The organism is Lentzea sp. NPDC003310 (assembly GCF_040610935.1).
In the GTDB taxonomy this organism is placed as follows: domain Bacteria; phylum Actinomycetota; class Actinomycetes; order Mycobacteriales; family Pseudonocardiaceae; genus Lentzea.
On sequence record NZ_JBEXNC010000015.1, the window covers coordinates 124,994 to 141,205 of the forward strand.

Sequence of the window (16,212 nt, forward strand, 5' to 3'; positions counted from 1 at the left end):
CTAGTCCTCGGCTGCCCGCACCGTCGTCATCGACGTGAGGCCGGACATCTCCAGCAACGGCGTGAGCAGCGGCGTCGCGATCACCTCGACGCGGTCCGCGTGGGTGAACAGCACGCTCATGCCGGCGCTGTCGATGTAGAGCACCTCGGTGAGGTCGACCACGAGCGGCCCGTCGACGTCCGCGAAGGCGGACTCGAACTCGGCGGTGTTGCTCAGGTCGATCTCACCCGCTGCCTTGAGCACCGGCCTGCCCCGCTGGTCGGTGGTCGTGGTCAGGGTCAATGGCGTCATGGGGAATCTTCACCTGCATCGTCACGGTGGTGCCGGTCGGGTCGGGGAGGATGACGACTTCGTCCATCATCGAGATCATGATCGCGGTACCCCGGCCGCGTTGCGCGTCCGGATCGCTGTACGGGGTCTTCCAGCTGCCGGTGTCGGCCACCAGCACGTGCACCTCGTCGTGGCCCACTGTCTCCAGCCGCAGCCGGACGTCCTGGCGGGCCGCGTCGCGGTAGGCGTGCTCGATCGCGTTCGCGGACGCCTCGCCCACGGCCAGCAGGACGCGCTGGGCGTGCCCGGTGGAGAAGCCGCACTGGCGCAGCCAGGAGCGCAGCTTGCCGCGGGCGCCGTGCAGCTCGCCGGGTTCGGCGGGGAACGTCACGTCGAGCGGCGCGGGGTGCCGGTACAGCAGCAGGGCGACGTCGTCGTCGTAGCCGCCCTCGGGGGCGAGGGCGGCCATGATCTGGCCGGCGAGGTCCTCCAGGCCGTCGGCGCGTCCTTCCTGGACGGCGTGCGCGGCCTTGTCGATGCCCTCGTTCAACGAGCTGTTGCGGCGCTCGACCAGGCCGTCGGTGTAGGTGAGCAGCGTGGCGCGGGCGGGCAGGACGCACTCCGCCTCGGTCCGCCGCACGCCCAGCTTCACCGCGAGCGGGATCGAGCGCCCGCCTTCGAGCAGCTCGGTCGTGCCGTCGGACAGCGCGAGGATCGCGGGCGGGTGCCCGGCGCTCGAGTAGACGAGGCGGCCGGTCCCGGGATCGAGGACACCGCAGAACACCGTGGTGCACAACGCTCCGGGGACGCCGGCGGCGAACTGGTCGAGCGCCATGAGCGCGCGGGCGGGCCCGATCTCCTGCAGCAGCAACGCGCGGCACGCACTGCGCAGCTGGCCCATCACCGCGGCGGCGGACAGGCCGCGGCCGACGCAGTCGCCGACGACGATGCCGATCCGCCCGTCCGGCAGGGCGAACGTGTCGTACCAGTCGCCGCCGACCTCCAACCGTGCCGCCGGTTCGTACCGCACGGCGAACCCGCCGGGCAGGTGCGACGGCCCGAGGATCGCCCGCTGCAGCGCGAGCGCGGTCTCCCGCTGCCGGTCGATCTGGCGGGCGCGCGACAGGCCCTGCGTCAGGTGGCCCGCGAGCAACGACAGCAGGAGTTCGTCCTGTTCGGCGAACTCGCTGCGGGAGTCCAGACGCAGCAGGAGCACCATCGGGCCGTCGGGGTGCTCGACGGTGACGGCGGTGCTGCCCTCGCCGGTGAAGACCGGGATCAGCGCGGCGTGCTCGGTGAGCGCGGTGAGGGTCTCGCGCTGGGACTGCGGCAGGTCGCTCCAGGCGAGCTCGCCGGTCGCGGAGGTGACCTGCGGTGTCCTGTCTCCGCCGAACACGACGGCGAGCACCTGTTCGGTGCGCCACAGGCTCTCGAACTGCTCCAGCGCCTCGGTCAGCGAGTCGGTGGTGCTGGTCGCGCGGGACAGCCGCACGCTCATCTCGGCCAGTGCCGTCTCGCGGCGGCGGGCGTGGTGGTCGGCGGTGACGTCGCGGAACGTGCCCACGGTCATCGTGCGGCCGCTGTCGGGGTCGCGGGCGGGGTTCATCAGCGCGCTGACCCACAGCCGCCTGCCGTCGCGGTGGGTGACGGGGAGCGTCCGCGCGAGCTGGTCCCGGCCCGAGCGCGCGGCGAACGCCTCGGCGAACTGCCGGTGCGCCTCGGGATCGGTGTGCTCGTCGGGCCACCACGGCTGCGGCGCGGGGTAGGGCAGACCCTCCTCGCCGTAGCCGAGGATGTCGGTGAACGCGGCGTTGACCTCCACCACGGTGCCGTCGTCGTCGCAGACGAAGAACGCCTCCTGCAACGAGTCGATCAGCGCGTCACGCCAGCGGGCGTGCTGCCCGCGCAGCCGGGCGAGGTCCACGTTGGCCCGCACGCGCGCCAGCAGGTCGGCAGCGGCGAACGGCTTGACCAGGTAGTCGTCGGCGCCCGCGCGCAGGCCCTCGCCGGACGCCTCCTGCCCGGCGCGCGCGGACAGCAGCAGCACCGGCACGGCCATCGTGCGCTGGTCGGCGCGCAGGGCCGTGACCAGCGACAGGCCGTCCATGCGCGGCATCATCACGTCGCTGACGATCAGGTCCGGCGGCTGGGCGCGGGCGGACTCCAGCGCGGCCAGCCCGTCGTTCACCGCCCGCACCTCGTACCCGGCCCTGAGCAGCAGCCGGGTGAGGTACTCCCGCATGTCGGCGTTGTCGTCGGCGACCAGCACCGTGGCGGTGACCTCGGGCGCTGCGGCCGTGGCGGTGCCGGGCAACAGGTCCTCGACGGCGCTACCGGTGTCGGGCAGCCACCGCAGGGCCTCCTGCACGTACGGCGCGGCGATGTCGGACACGGTGGGCGGCGCCGTCTCCTGCGACAGCGCGCCTTCGGGCAGGTGGTCGGTGCCGTAGGGCAGCTCGACGGTGAAGGTCGTGCCCTCGTTCTCGGTGCTCTCCGCGCGGATGGTGCCGCCGTGCAGGCCCACGAGCTCCTGCACGAGCGCGAGCCCGATGCCGCTGCCCTCCTTCGACCGCGACCAGGTGTGCTCGATGCGGTGGAAGCGCTCGAACAGGCGGCTGATCTCGTGCTCCGCCACGCCGACGCCGGTGTCCGCGACCGTGACGACCGCCTTGCCGTCACCGGGGCGCACGGAGACCTCGACCTCGCCGTCGATGGTGAACTTGAGCGCGTTGCTCAGCAGGTTCAGCACGACCTTCTCCCACAGGGCGAGGTCGACGTACACCGGCTCGGGCAGCGGCGGGCAGTCGATGCGGAACTCGAGCCCCGCCCGTTCGACCGCCGACCGGAACACGCTCGCGAGCTCGGCGGTCGCGGTGGCGAGGTCGACCGGCTGGAAGGTCGCCTGCATGCGGCCGGCCTCGAGCCGCGAGAAGTCGAGCAGGGTGTTGACCAGCTTGCCGAGCCGCGACCCGTTGCGGTGGATGACCTCCAGCTCCTCGCCGGCCTGCGGGTCGGTCTCGGCGAGCCGGTCGCGCAGGTCGCCGACGGGACCCATGATCAACGTCAGCGGGGTGCGGAACTCGTGGCTGATGTTGGAGAAGAACGCGGTCTTGGCGCGGTCCAGCTCGGCCAGTTCCTCCGCACGTCGTTGCTGGGCCTCGAAATCGCGCGCGGCCGCGACGCCCGCGGCGAGGTGGCCCGCGACCAGCTCGACGAAACCGCGGTAGCCGTCGTCGAACGGGCGGTGCCGGTTCAGCCCCGCCACGAGGAACCCGTGCGGTGCGCCGCCGGGGCGTTGCAGCGGCACGGTCAGCGCCGTGAGGGGAGGTCTGTCCCACGCGCCACCGGGCAGCTCGGCGATCCCGGTCAGGTCGACCTCGGCGGACTCACCGCGCCGGGCTGCGGCGACGGGCCACGGCGGTGCGAGGTCGGTGAGCGGGATGGTCGCGGGGGCGGAGGGGTGGCCGGACATCCCTCCGGTGGTGCCGGCCAGCCGCGCGTGACCGTCCTGGAAGAGGTAGGTGAGGGTGAACGGCAGGTCCCACTGGTTGCCCTCGAGCTGGGCGGAGGCGTACGCGAGGACCTCGCGCTCGTCCCGGACGACGCTCGGGTTGGACCCCAGGTCGCGCAACGTCGCCATCCGGCGTTCGCCGATGACGCGCTCGGTCTCCTCGCTCACCACGCACAACAAGCCCGCGACCGCGCCGCTCTCGTCGTGCAGCGGGCTGTAGGAGAACGTGTGGTAGCTCTCCTCGGTGTACCCGGAGCGCTCCACGAACAGCAGCAGCGCCTCGTCCCAGGTGGACTGCCCGGCGGCGAGCACGCGGTCCACCCTGGGCCCGACGTCGTCCCAGATCTCCGCCCACACCTGCGCGGCCGGGCGGCCGAGCGCCCACGGGTACTTGCGGCCCAGGGTGTTGAGCCGATAGGCGTTGTTGCAGAAGAAGGTGAGCTCCGGGCCCCAGCACATCCACATGGAGAACCGCGACGACAGCAGGATGCTCACGGCGGTCTGCAGACTCTGCGGCCAGGCCTCGGGCGGTCCGAGCGGAGTGGCGGCCCAGTCGACGGCGGCCAGGTCGCGGCCGATCTCCTGGCTCTCGGCGAACACGTCGGCGAGCGCGGACCGGTCCTGTCTGGACCCGCTGTCGTCAGAGCGCTCCACCGACCGTCCCTTCGCCACCCACCCGCCGCTGTGCGTTCCAGGGTGCCCAGGTTCGGCGGTAGTTGCACAACCAGTTCGCGATCGGTCGCGGTGACACAGGCCACGTCGTCAGTTATTGAAGTTTCAATATAAGAGTTGCAGACTCACATGTGAAACTTCAACAAGACGGAGGCCTGCGATGAGCACGGCGGTGAAGTCGGCGGTGGCCGCGGCGGAGATCCGCACGCGGGTCACGGTGCCTCTGGAGTTCCCGGACGGCTACACCACCACGGCGGAGGTGTTCACCTTCACCGGCCTCGCGGACGGCCGCGAACACCTGGCATTGGCGCTGGGGGACTGGCGGGCCGCGCTCACGAGCGACGCGGCGCCCCTGGTGCGGCCGCACAGCGAGTGCCTGACCGGGGACGTGTTCGGTTCGCAGCGCTGCGACTGCGGCCCCCAGCTGCGCGAGGCGGTCGAACGCATCGCGGGCGAGGGCGGCTTCCTGCTCTACCTGCGCCAGGAGGGCCGGGGCATCGGGCTCTACGCGAAGCTCGACGCCTACGCGTTGCAGGACACCGGGCTCGACACCTACGAGGCCAACCTCGCTCTCGGTCGCGGCGAGGACGAGCGCGACTACTCGGCCGCCGCGCAGATGCTGCGCGCGCTCGGAGCCGACCGGATCCGGTTGCTCAGCAACAACCCCGACAAGGCGCTGCAGCTCGACGCGCTCGGCGTCCGGGTCGTCGACCGCGTGCCGACCGGCGTGCACCTGACCGGCGCCAACGCCGCCTACCTGACCGCGAAGGTCGCGCACACCCACCACACCATCGCACTGCCCGCCTGACTCCACAGAGGACTGGAACGACCGTGAACGTGATCGACGACGTGACCAAGACCGCCGCGACCGAGGTCCCGGTGCACCCGCTGCTGTCGGCGCGGTGGAGCTCCCGCGCGTTCGACCCGGGCCACGAGCTCGCCGACGAGCAGCTGACCGCCGTGCTGGAGGCCGCCCGGTGGGCGCCGAGCGCCTCGAACACCCAGCCGTGGCGGTTCGCGGTGACCCGGCGCGGCACCGCCGAGCACGCCGCCGTGCTCGGCACCCTCGCCGCCGGCAACCAGGTCTGGGCCCAGGACGCGTCCGCGCTGGTCGTCGTCGCGGCCAGGACGAAGGGCACCGACGGCGCCGCGCAGCCGTGGGCCGTCTACGACGCGGGCCAGGCCGCGGCCCACCTGTCCGTGCAGGCCGAGGCGGAAGGCCTGGCGGTGCACCAGATGGGCGGTTTCGACTGCGACCGCCTCACCTCCGTCCTCGCCGCGGAGGACGTGACGCCGCTCGTGGTCGTCGCGATCGGCCTGCGCGACCACCACAGCCGCCTGGCCGAGCCCCTCGCCGGCCGCGAGACCGCCGCCCGCGCGCGCCTGCCGATCGGCGACCTGCTGCTCGAGGTCCAGCCGGACGGGTCGTGAGTTCCCCCTCCGGTGCGCGAGAAGGGAGGATGACGTGGTGACCGACGCGCGCCCCGCACCCGGCCAGGCGGAACCCCGCTGGCTCACCGACGCCGAGATGACCACCTGGCTCACCATCACCCAGTTGATGATGCTGCTGCCCACCGCGCTCGACCGGCAGCTGCGCGACGACGCCGGCCTCACGCACGCGCACTACCGGATCCTCGCCATGCTCAGCGCCGAGCCCGGCGGCAGCATGCGCATGACGCGGCTGGCGCGCAGCACCGGCACGACCACCACCCGCCTCTCACACGCCGTGTCGGCGTTGGAGGACCGCGGCTGGGTGGTGCGCCGGGCGTGCGCCACGGACAAGCGCGGGCAGATCGCGGCGCTCACCGAGGAGGGGCAGGCGTTCCTGCGCGCCGCCGCGCCGGGGCACGTGGCGGAGGTGCGGCGGCTGGTGTTCGACCAGTTGAGCGACGACGACGTGGTCCGGCTCGGCGAGATCACGGCGAAGATCCTGCCGGCGCTCACCGAGTGCTGAGGTGGCCTAGTCGTCGTCTTCGTCGTATTCGGGCAGCTCGTCCACCAGCCACATCCGCACCCGGTACGTCTCGGTGACCTTCTCCTCGCGGCCCCGGTGGACGACCTCCGCGGCGTAGATCCCCCGGCCTGCCGGCAGCTGCAGGTCGACGCCGCCGCCCGTCGGGATGCTGATCACCATCAGTCCGGTCGGGCACTCCAGTTCGAAGACCTGGGGCACGGACCACCCGTCGTCCCCGGCGGGCCGGCCGGACCACGCTTCGAGGCGCACCGCCACCGGGGTGAGATCCGAGGCGCAGTTGACCACGAGCTCGTACCCGGTGGACGCGACGAACTCGGTCTGTGAGCGGTCGAGCGCCTCCTCGAACCCCACGCCGGCGTCGTTCTCGTAGTCCCTGACGCTCATCAGCCGGTACGAAGGCACGCTGACGAACTCCTGCTGCCCGAGCAACTCCGGCATCGTCGCGGATCTCCCGGCTAGGCTCGGCCGACGTGACTGGCGAAGTGATCATCCTGACCGGACCGCCCGGAGCGGGCAAGACCACGGTGGCGGGCCTGCTCGCCGCCGACGCGGACCGCCCGGCCGTGCACCTCGTGACCGACCAGTTCTACCGCGCGATCCGCACCGGCTTCGTGCTGCCGTTCCTGCCGGAGGCGCACCGCCAGAACGAGGTCGTCGTCGGCGCGATCACGGCCGCCGTCGCGGCGTTCGCCCGCGGCGGGTACGACGTCGTGGTCGACGGAATCGTCGGGCCGTGGTTCCTGGCGCCCTTCCGCGAGCTCGTGGGTGAGCTCGCCGTGTCGTACGTCGTGCTGAGGCCGGCGGTCGACGTCACCGTCGCGCGGGCGGTGGGGCGCTCCGGCGAGGAGCTCAGGGACGTCGAGGCGGTCGCCGGGATGCACGCCGCGTTCGCCGACCTCGGGGACCTCGAAGGCCACGTGATCGACAGCGGGCACCTCGACACCGCGCAGACCGCGGCGGAGGTGCGCAGGGTGCTCGCGGCCGGGAGCCACCGGCTGACGTGATCACTGTCCGTTGACATGAACGCGGTTAATTCGTGTCCCAAAGTAGTTGGAAATCAGTGTTTCAAATTTCTTGGAGCGGCTGAACTGCACTGAGAGAAATTCTCCACTTTCGAGTGAACCGGAAGCGCTGCGGTACCGAATCCACGGGTATGCAGGTGCTGATTACTCGAGAGGGGGTGATTTCATGAAGTTCACTTGTTCCACCGCTATTCGCCGGACCCTTGGCGTGACCGGGTTCCTGATCGGGTTCGGTCTGCTGTCCGCCGGGGTGGCCAGTGCGGACGAGGGCGACTCACCCGGCCTGCTGGGTGGTGTCGCGGACCTCGTCGCACCGGTGACGCGCGACGTCGTCGCGCCGATCACGAGCGATGTCGCGGTGGTGGCGGACCCGGTCGTGCGGCCGGTGCTGAAAGCGGCCGAGCCGGTGACCGAACCGGTGCTGGCCCCGCTGGCTCCGGTGGTCGACTCCGCCACGCAGGTGCTGGGTCCGGTCCTCGAACCGCTCCAGCCCGTCACGGCGCCGGTGCTCGCTCCTCTGGTGAGCACGGTGCAGGACGTGCCGGTGCTGCCGCGGATCGCGGAACCGCTGGTGGTAACGCCTTCCGCTCCAGCGGAGGTGCCGCCGCCGACCCCGGTGCCGCCCGTCGCGGAACCCGTCGCGCAAGCACCGGTGACGAGTTCTCCGGTGTCCGTCGCGGCCACGACTCCGCGCTATCGGCAGGAAGTCTCCGCACCTGAGGCGGCGCCACCGGTCAAGGCGCCGGAACAGCGGTCGCCGGACGTGCCCTCGGCCTTGCCGGGCGCGCCGGGATCGGTGTCGTCGAACGGATCGGCGGGCCAGGCCGTCTCGGACCTCCCCGCACCGCGCGGGACGAGTCCGCACGGCGAGTCGCTCGTCGTCGGCGGAGACCACCAGGTCCACGGGTCGTGGTGCTATTACTACGGCCGGAATCATCCCAGCTGAGCAGTCCCGACAACCAAGCCGACAGATCACCCAGCTTGATTGACGGGAAGGCAAGACGAAATGCACAGCTCAGTTCGACGCGGTCTTCTGGCCGCAGCGTTCTCGGGAGGATTCCTCCTGTTCGGAACGGCGATGGCGAGCGCTGACACGGGTGGCGATGGCCTCCTGGGCGGCGTGGGCGACGCCGTTCACTCGATCGTGAACGGTGGCAACGGCGGCAACTCGGGCGACGGCGGCAACGCCACCAGCTCGAACAACGCCACGACCGGCAACTCGGGCAACTCCGGGAACTCCGGCGCCACCGGTGGCAACAGCGCCTACGGCGTGTGCGTGCTGGCCGAGTGCCACACGAACGTGAGCTCCGGTGACTCCGGGGACACGGGTGCCACCGGCTCGACCGGCGACGCCTCCAACCACAGCTCCACGGTGGGCGGCAACTCCGGAGCGGGCGGCAACGGCGGCGACGCCACCGCGACCGGCCGGACGCAGAACAGCGGCGCGACCGCGGGCAACGGCGGCGACTCGGGCACCGGCGGCGACGCCACCAGCTCGAACACCGCCCGGTCCGGCAACTCGGGGAACTCGGGCAACTCGGGTGACACCGGCGGCAACAGCGCCTACGGGCTCTGCGTGCTCGCCGAGTGCCACACGAACGTCAGCTCGGGCGACTCGGGGGACACCGGTGCCACGGGGTCGACCGGGGACGCCTCCAACCACAGCAGCACCGTGGGTGGGAACTCCGGTCCCGCCGGTGACGGCGGCGACGCGGCGGTCGTGAGCAAAGACCAGAAGTGGGGCCACCACGGCAAGTCCGGCTCCACCGAGGCGACCGCGGGCAACGGCGGCAACTCGGGCGACGGCGGCAACGCCACGAGCTCGAACAACGCCACGACCGGCAACTCGGGCAACTCCGGGAACTCGGGCGACACCGGCGGCAACAAGGCCGTCGTCCGCACCATCGGTTCGGACCAGGGTCACGGGAAGTCCTGGCACGGCAGCAAGTCCTGGACCACGGTGACGTCGGGCGACTCCGGCGACACGGGTGCCACCGGCACGACGGGTGACGCGGGGAACCACAGCGCCACCAAGGGTGGCAACTCCGGTCCCGCCGGTGACGGCGGTGACGCGTGGGCAGTGACGCAGCAGGGCAAGTCCTGGAAGCACCACGACAAGTGGAGCAAGCACAACGGCTCCACCGAGGCGACCGCGGGCAACGGCGGCAACTCGGGCGACGGCGGCAACGCCACCAGCTCGAACACCGCCACCACCGGGAACTCGGGCAACTCCGGGAACTCCGGTGCCACCGGCGGCAACTCGGCCGTGGTGAAGACCGAGAACAAGAACGGCCACCGCGGCGACAAGTGCCACGGCTGGAAGCACCACGACGGCTGGAAGCACCACGACTGGAAGAACCACGGCACCAAGTCCTGGACCGAGGTCACCTCGGGCAACTCCGGTGACACCGGCGCCACCGGTTCGACCGGCGACGCGTCCAACCACAGCACCACGGTCGGTGGCCACTCCGGTCCGGCGGGCGACGGCGGCGACGCCACGTCCTGGACCCACGGGAAGAAGCACTCCGTGAAGGCGTGACCACGAGGTGATCACAAGGCGGGGCCGGCATCGCGCCGGCCCCGCTTTCCCGTGCCGAATCCGGGTAACCGGGGGCCATGACGAGCACCCGCACACGCGACGGACTACTCGCCAGCCGTTATCGCCGGGCCTGCGACTACGCGGCTGCGGCGATGATCTACCTAAGGGACAACGTGCTGCTGCGCGAGCCGTTGCGCCGCGAGCACCTCAAACCGCGGCTGCTCGGCCACTGGGGCACCTGCCCCGGCATCACGCTGCTCTACAGCGGGCTCAACGGCCTGGTCGGCCGGACCGGTCAGCGCACGCTGTTGGTCACCGGACCGGGGCACGGCGCTCCGGCCGTGCACGCGAACCTGTGGCTCGAGGGCACCCACGCCGCACTGGACCCCGCGCTGGGCGTGGACGGCGACGGGCTCGCCGAGCTGGTGCGGCGCTTCTCCTGGCCCGGCGGGTTCCCCAGCCACCTCTCGCCCGAGGTGCCGGGCGTGATCCACGAGGGCGGTGAGCTCGGCTACGCGCTGGCGACGGCGTTCGGGGCCGCCCTGGACAAGCCCGATCTGCTGGTCGCCTGCCTGGTCGGCGACGGCGAGGCCGAGACAGGACCGACCGCGGGCTCGTGGCACGCCAACAAGTACCTCAGCCCGCGCACCGACGGCGCCGTGCTGCCCGTCCTGCACCTCAACGGGTACAAGATCTCCTCGCCCACCGTCTACGGCTGCCTGAGCGACGAGGAGCTGACCGCGTACTTCAGCGGCGCGGGCTGGTCGCCGTACCTGGTGGACGTCACGCGCGCGGACGACCCGGACGCGGTGCTCGCGGAGGCGCTCGACCTGGCGCACCGGGAGATCGCCGCGGTGCGGGAGCGGTGGAGTCCGGGCGAGCGCGCCACCTGGCCGATGATCGTGCTGCGCTCGCCCAAGGGCTGGGGCGTGCCGGCGCACGACGTCGAGGGAGAGCCGCTGGAGGGCACGTTCCGGGCACACCAGGTGCCGCTGGGCAACGTGCACGACGACGACGCGGAGCTCGCCCTGCTGGAGCGGTGGCTGCGCTCGTACCGGCCGGAGGAGCTCTTCACCGAGGACGGCCGGCCGCACGACGACCTGCTCGCCACCCTGCCGCCGGAGGAGCTCCGACTGGGCCGGGTGCGCGAGGCCAACGGCGGCACGCTGCGGCGGGACCTCCCGCTGCCGGACGTGGCGGAGTTCGCCGTGGAGCCGGGCGACGGGCCGGTGAGCCCGACCGGCACGGCGGGGGAGTGGCTCGCCGAGTTGATGCGCGCCACCGAGCACCGCCGCGACTTCCGCGTGGTGTGCCCGGACGAGCTGGAGTCCAACAAGCTCGGGGCGCTGCTCGACGCGACCGACCGCGCGTTCACCTGGCCGCTGCCCGACACCGCCGAACACGTCGCGCCGGGTGGACGCGTGATGGAGGTGCTGTCGGAACACCTGTGCCAGGGCTGGTTGCAGGGCTACCTGCTGACCGGGCGGCACGGCCTGTTCCCGTGCTACGAGGCCTTCGCGTCCATTGTGGACAGCATGCTGAACCAGTACGCCAAGTTCCTGAAGATGTCCGGCGAGGTCTCGTGGCGCGCGCCCGTGGCGAGCCTCAACTACCTGCTCACCAGCGAGGGCTGGCGCCAGGAGCACAACGGCTACAGCCACCAGGGACCCGGCTTCCTCAACAACCTGCTCACCAAGAAGCCGTCGACCGCGCGGGTCTACCTCCCGCCGGACGCCAACACCCTGCTCGTCACGCTGCGGGACTGCCTGGCCTCGACGGACCGGATCAACCTCGTGGTGGCGGGCAAGAACGAGACCGCGCAGTGGCTCGACCTCGACAGCGCCGAACGCCACTGCGCGCAGGGCGCGGGGGTGTGGGAGTGGGCGTGCCACGGCGACGGCGAGCCGGACGTCGTGCTGGCCTGTGCGGGCGGCATCCCGACGGTCGAGGTGCTCGCGGCGGCGTCGCTGCTGCGCGAGCGGGCGCCGGACCTGACCGTGCGCGTGGTCAACGTCGTGGACCTGCTGTCCCTCTCCCCGCGGCACCCCCACGGCTTGAGCGACGAGGACTTCGCCGCCTGCTTCGGCGAACGCACCCCGGTGGTGTTCGGGTTCCACGGTTACCCCTCGGCGGTGCACCAGGTGCTGCACGGGCGGGGCGCCACCGAGCGGTTCCACGTCCACGGCTACCTGGAGGAAGGCACCACGACCACGCCGTTCGACTTGCTGGTCAGCAACAGGATGAGCCGGCACGACCTGGCCGCCGACGCCGTGCGGCGCGCGGGCCACGACCCCTCGGTGGCCGAGGCGCTGATCGCCGACCGCGACGAGCTGCTGGCCACGGCGCGCCGCGACGGCGCGGACCCGGAGGAGATCACCGGCTGGAGGTGGTCCGCGTGACCACTGTGCTCACCGTCAACGCGGGGTCCAACAGCCTCAAAGCACATCTCGTGGACACGGCGTCGCAGGAGGTCGTCGACTCGGCCGAGGTCGAGCAGCCGTCCGACTCCGACGAGGCCCGCCAAGCGCTCGACGAGCTGCTGGACCGGTCCGGCGAGGTCGGAGCCGTCGGGCACCGCCTGGTCCACGGCGGCCCTGACCTGCGCGCACCGTCCGTTGTGGACGACGAGACGCTTACCGCCGCCCACCGGGCCGCCGACCTAGCGCCGTTGCACGTCCCACCGGCGCTCGAACTGCTGGAGTCGTTGCGCGGCAGGCTCTCCGGCTGCCCGCACGTGCTGTGCCCGGACACCGCGTTCCACTCCGGACTGCCGGAGATCGCCGCGACCTACGCGCTGCCGGAGAGCTGGCGCGAGCGGTACGGCCTGCGCCGCTACGGTTTTCACGGCCTGTCCTACCGGTGGGCGCTGGACCGCGCGGCGGACCTGCTGGACCGGCCCGCGCGCGAGCTGAGCCTGCTGATGACACACCTCGGCGGAGGGTGTTCGGTGTGCGCGGTCCGCGACGGGCGCAGCGTCGACACCTCGATGGGGTTCACACCGCTCGAAGGCGTCGCGATGTCGAAGCGGTCCGGCAGCGTCGACCCCGGCATGCTGCTGTGGTTGCTGCGCCAGGACGACCTCGACCTCGACACCGTGGAACACGCGCTCCACCACGAGTCCGGGCTGCTGGGCCTGTCCGGGGGCCGCTCCGGCGACACGCGGGAGCTCGTCGCGGCCGGGGACACGTTCGCGTTGGGGGTGTTCGCGCACCGGATCCGCCGCGAGCTCGCCGCGGCGGCCACCTCGCTCGACCGGCTCGACGCGCTGGTGTTCACCGGCGAGATCGGCTGGGACCAGCCCGAGGTCCGCGCGGACGTGGTGGCGGGGTTGTCCCTGCTGGGCGTGCCGGCGGACCTCGTGGCCGATCCCGGCGGCGACGGCGTGGTCAGCCCGCCCGGTGCGGCGGTGCCGGTGCTGGTGGTGCGCCCGCGCGAGGAGCTGCAGCTCGCGCGGGACACCCTGGCCGCGGTGGAGTCGGCACGCGGGTGAGCGCCGGTGGCGGGTCACACCGCCACCGGCAGAGCTCAACCTTCGTGTGGCTCCAGCAGTTCCAGCATGTCCGGCAGGTCGAAGTACCGGGCGACGTCGAGCGCGGAGCGCAGTCCCAACGCCGGGTCCGCGCCCGCCTCGAGCAGCATCTCCACGATCGGCCGGGAGCGGCGGAAGACCGCCGCTCCCAGTGCCGTCTGGCCGCGGTCGTCGACCCGGCCCGTGTCGGCGCCCCGGTCCAGCAACACCCGGACCGCGTCCTCGTGGCAGTGGTAGGCCGCGAGGATCAGCAACGAGTCCCCGGCGTCGTTGGTGAGGTTCACCGGCACGCCCGCGTCGACCGCCTCGGCCAGCCCGCGCGCGTCACCGGCGCGGGCCAGGTCGAAGAGCGAGCGCAGGAAGTCGAGCTCCTCCCCGGTCAGCGCGCTGGTCACGAGACCGCCGCCGGGAAGCGCTCCCACACGCGGTGGGCGCCGAGGAGCGCCATGACCTCCCCGAACACCTTCGTCGAGGTGTCCCCAGCGACCACCCCCGGACCGGTGCAGCCGGCGGCCTCCACGACGGCGCGGCCGGCACCCCAGGCGCCGATGGCCTTGGCGTGGCGGAAGCACTCCTGCAGCATCAGCGTGACGCGCGGGTCGGCGGCCGCTCCCGCCACGAGCAGCGCGTCGAACTCGACCGACCGCGCGGTGAGGAACGTGCGCTGCGCGACCAGGCCGGAGTCGCCGAGCGGACCCCCGGTCGGGGCGATCAGCAGCGGCACCATGCCCCCGGCGAGGATCGCCTCGCGGACGGTCCGCACGCCGTCGAGGTCGGCCGGGTCGGTCACGATGCCGATCATCCGGCCGTCCGTCGGCCACGTCTGCCCGACCTGGGAGAGCGCGGGGCTCGGCGTGACCTTCTTCGGCCGGGCGGCCTGCGGCACCGGCAGGCCGAGACCCGCGGCCACCTGCGCGCACAGCGTGGCGTCGACCTGGGCCAGCACCAGCAGCTCGCGCTCCTTGATCGCCTGCTCGTAGCACTTGCCGAGCTCGAACGTGAACGCGTCGACGAGGTGCTGCTTCTCGACCGGTGAGAGGCTCAGCCAGAACAGCCTCGGCTGGGTGAAGTGGTCCGCGAACGAGGCCGGCGCCTCCCGGACCTTCACCGCCTTCGGCAACGGCTGCGCCACCTCGACCAGCGGCCGGTCCTCCGCCTTCGCGACGAACGGGTTGCCGCCGTCGAGGGTGTTCGGCCGGTAGGGCGCCACGCCGGAGTGCACCGCCTGCTGGTGGAACCCGTCGCGCAGCATGTCGTTCACCGGCACGTGCGGGCGGTTGATCGGGATCTGGTTGAAGTTCGGCCCGGCGAGCCGCGTGAGCTGGGTGTCGAGGTACGAGAACAGCCGCGCCTGCAGCAGCGGGTCGTCGGTGACGTCGATGCCCGGCACCAGGTTGCCCAGGTGGAACGCGACCTGCTCGGTCTCCGCGAAGTAGTTGGAGGGGTTGCGGTTCAGCGTCAGGATGCCGACCGGCTGCACCGGCGCGAGCTCCTCCGGCACGATCTTGGTCGGGTCGAGGAGGTCGATGCCCTCGAACGTCTGCCGGGGCGTGTCGGGCATGATCTGCAGCCCGAGCTCCCACTGCGGGTACGCGCCGGACTCGATGGCGTCGGCGAGGTCGCGGCGGTGGAAGTCGGGGTCGAAGCCGCCGAGCATCTGCGCCTCCTCCCACACCAGGGAGTGCACGCCGAGCTTCGGCTTCCAGTGGAACTTCGCGAGCGCGGTCTCGCCCTCGGCGTTGACGAGCCGGAACGTGTGGACGCCGAAGCCCTCCATCGTCCGGTAGGAGCGGGGGATGCCGCGGTCGGACATGTTCCACATGACGTGGTGGGTCGCCTCGGTGTGCGTGGAGACGAAGTCCCAGAACGTGTCGTGCGCGCTCTGCGCCTGCGGGATCTCCCGGTCCGGGTGCGGCTTGCCGGCGTGGATCACGTCCGGGAACTTGATGCCGTCCTGGATGAAGAAGACCGGGATGTTGTTGCCCACCAGGTCGAAGTTGCCCTCGTCGGTGTAGAACTTCGTCGCGAACCCGCGGGTGTCGCGTACGGTGTCGGCCGATCCGCGCGAGCCCAGCACCGTGGAGAACCGCACGAACACCGGCGTCTCCACGCCGTCGCCGAGGAACCGGGCCATGCAGACGTTCGCGGCGGTGCCGTAACCCACGAACACGCCGTGCGCGCCGTAGCCGCGGGCGTGCACGACCCGCTCCGGGATCCGCTCGTGGTCGAAGTGCATGACCTTCTCGCGCAGGTGGTGGTCCTGCAGCAGCGTCGGGCCGCGTTCGCCCGCCTTGAGCGAGTGGTCGGTGTCGTGCAGCCGCGCTCCCGCCGAGGTCGTGAGGAACTCGCCCTGCTGGGCCTTGGCGACCTTCGGCGCGCCGGTCGCGGCACCCGTGGGCGTGACGGTCTCCGGGCCCGTCTGGTCGTGCTTGGGCGGCAGCGGACCGCGCGGCTCGGTCGGCTCGGCCACGGGGGGCGGCTCACTGGCGGGGGCACCGGGGATCGGCGGGTTCACCAGGTCGGTGACCTTGTCGACCGCCTTCTCCAGCGCCGCTTTCACGAGCTTGCCCGGCTTGTGGGTGGCCACTGCATCCTCCTCGACAACGGGAACGTCGCGCTTGCGGTACCCGGCGGAAGGGGTGTCAACCGCTTCGGGCGGAACCGTTTGTCGCGGGGAACGAGGGGTAGCCGGGC

General features: G+C 72.0%; 13 protein-coding genes. 8 read left to right on the forward strand and 5 right to left on the reverse strand.

From position 1 onward, the window contains the following. Positions 1–291, reverse strand: a complete 291-nt coding sequence (locus ABZX02_RS29745; protein ID WP_355302896.1) for an STAS domain-containing protein — start codon at positions 289–291, stop codon at positions 1–3. Continuing rightward, a complete protein-coding gene (locus tag ABZX02_RS29750; protein WP_355302898.1) occupies positions 224–4,435 on the reverse strand; it encodes a SpoIIE family protein phosphatase in 4,212 nt (1,403 codons plus the stop codon). The genes ABZX02_RS29745 and ABZX02_RS29750 overlap by 68 nt, the downstream gene beginning before the upstream one ends. Before the next feature lie 178 nt (positions 4,436–4,613). On the opposite strand from ABZX02_RS29750, the gene ribA reads away from it, so the two are divergent. The 3 genes from ribA to ABZX02_RS29765 are packed head-to-tail and all read left to right on the forward strand — an operon-like array spanning position 4,614 to position 6,407. Next, positions 4,614–5,261 (forward strand): GTP cyclohydrolase II, encoded by a 648-nt coding sequence (gene ribA, locus ABZX02_RS29755; protein ID WP_355302900.1) that lies wholly within the window; start codon positions 4,614–4,616, stop codon positions 5,259–5,261. Between the two features lie 23 nt (positions 5,262–5,284). After that, the gene (locus ABZX02_RS29760) at positions 5,285–5,884 is read left to right on the forward strand and encodes a nitroreductase family protein (protein WP_355302902.1); all 600 of its coding nucleotides are present in this window, start codon (positions 5,285–5,287) and stop codon (positions 5,882–5,884) included. A gap of 37 nt (positions 5,885–5,921) precedes the next feature. Next, on the forward strand, positions 5,922–6,407 hold the full coding sequence (locus ABZX02_RS29765) for a MarR family transcriptional regulator (protein ID WP_355302904.1): 486 nt from the start codon (positions 5,922–5,924) through the stop codon (positions 6,405–6,407). 6 nt (positions 6,408–6,413) lie between these two features. Here ABZX02_RS29765 and ABZX02_RS29770 read toward each other — a convergent pair whose 3' ends face one another. Next, the gene (locus tag ABZX02_RS29770) at positions 6,414–6,866 is read right to left on the reverse strand and encodes a hypothetical protein (protein ID WP_355302906.1); all 453 of its coding nucleotides are present in this window, start codon (positions 6,864–6,866) and stop codon (positions 6,414–6,416) included. A gap of 32 nt (positions 6,867–6,898) precedes the next feature. On the opposite strand from ABZX02_RS29770, the gene ABZX02_RS29775 reads away from it, so the two are divergent. From ABZX02_RS29775 to ABZX02_RS29795, 5 genes are all read left to right on the forward strand, one after another. Further along, complete coding sequence (locus ABZX02_RS29775; protein WP_355302908.1) at positions 6,899–7,432, forward strand: AAA family ATPase; 534 nt, start codon at positions 6,899–6,901, stop codon at positions 7,430–7,432. Between the two features lie 226 nt (positions 7,433–7,658). Continuing rightward, positions 7,659–8,396, forward strand: a complete 738-nt coding sequence (locus ABZX02_RS29780; RefSeq protein WP_355302910.1) for a hypothetical protein — start codon at positions 7,659–7,661, stop codon at positions 8,394–8,396. 132 nt (positions 8,397–8,528) lie between these two features. Next, positions 8,529–9,989, forward strand: a complete 1,461-nt coding sequence (locus ABZX02_RS29785; protein ID WP_355302912.1) for a hypothetical protein — start codon at positions 8,529–8,531, stop codon at positions 9,987–9,989. A gap of 77 nt (positions 9,990–10,066) precedes the next feature. Then, complete coding sequence (locus ABZX02_RS29790) at positions 10,067–12,388, forward strand: phosphoketolase family protein (RefSeq protein ID WP_355302914.1); 2,322 nt, start codon at positions 10,067–10,069, stop codon at positions 12,386–12,388. Then, positions 12,385–13,479, forward strand: coding sequence for an acetate kinase (locus tag ABZX02_RS29795; RefSeq protein ID WP_355302916.1), 1,095 nt, complete (start codon positions 12,385–12,387; stop codon positions 13,477–13,479). Before ABZX02_RS29790 ends, ABZX02_RS29795 begins: the two co-directional genes overlap by 4 nt. Before the next feature lie 35 nt (positions 13,480–13,514). Here ABZX02_RS29795 and ABZX02_RS29800 read toward each other — a convergent pair whose 3' ends face one another. Both ABZX02_RS29800 and ABZX02_RS29805 read right to left on the reverse strand, forming a co-directional pair. Next, positions 13,515–13,913, reverse strand: a complete 399-nt coding sequence (locus ABZX02_RS29800; protein WP_355302918.1) for an ankyrin repeat domain-containing protein — start codon at positions 13,911–13,913, stop codon at positions 13,515–13,517. After that, positions 13,910–16,105, reverse strand: coding sequence for a catalase (locus ABZX02_RS29805; protein ID WP_355302920.1), 2,196 nt, complete (start codon positions 16,103–16,105; stop codon positions 13,910–13,912). The genes ABZX02_RS29800 and ABZX02_RS29805 overlap by 4 nt, the downstream gene beginning before the upstream one ends. Between the last annotated feature and the right edge of the window lie 107 nt (positions 16,106–16,212).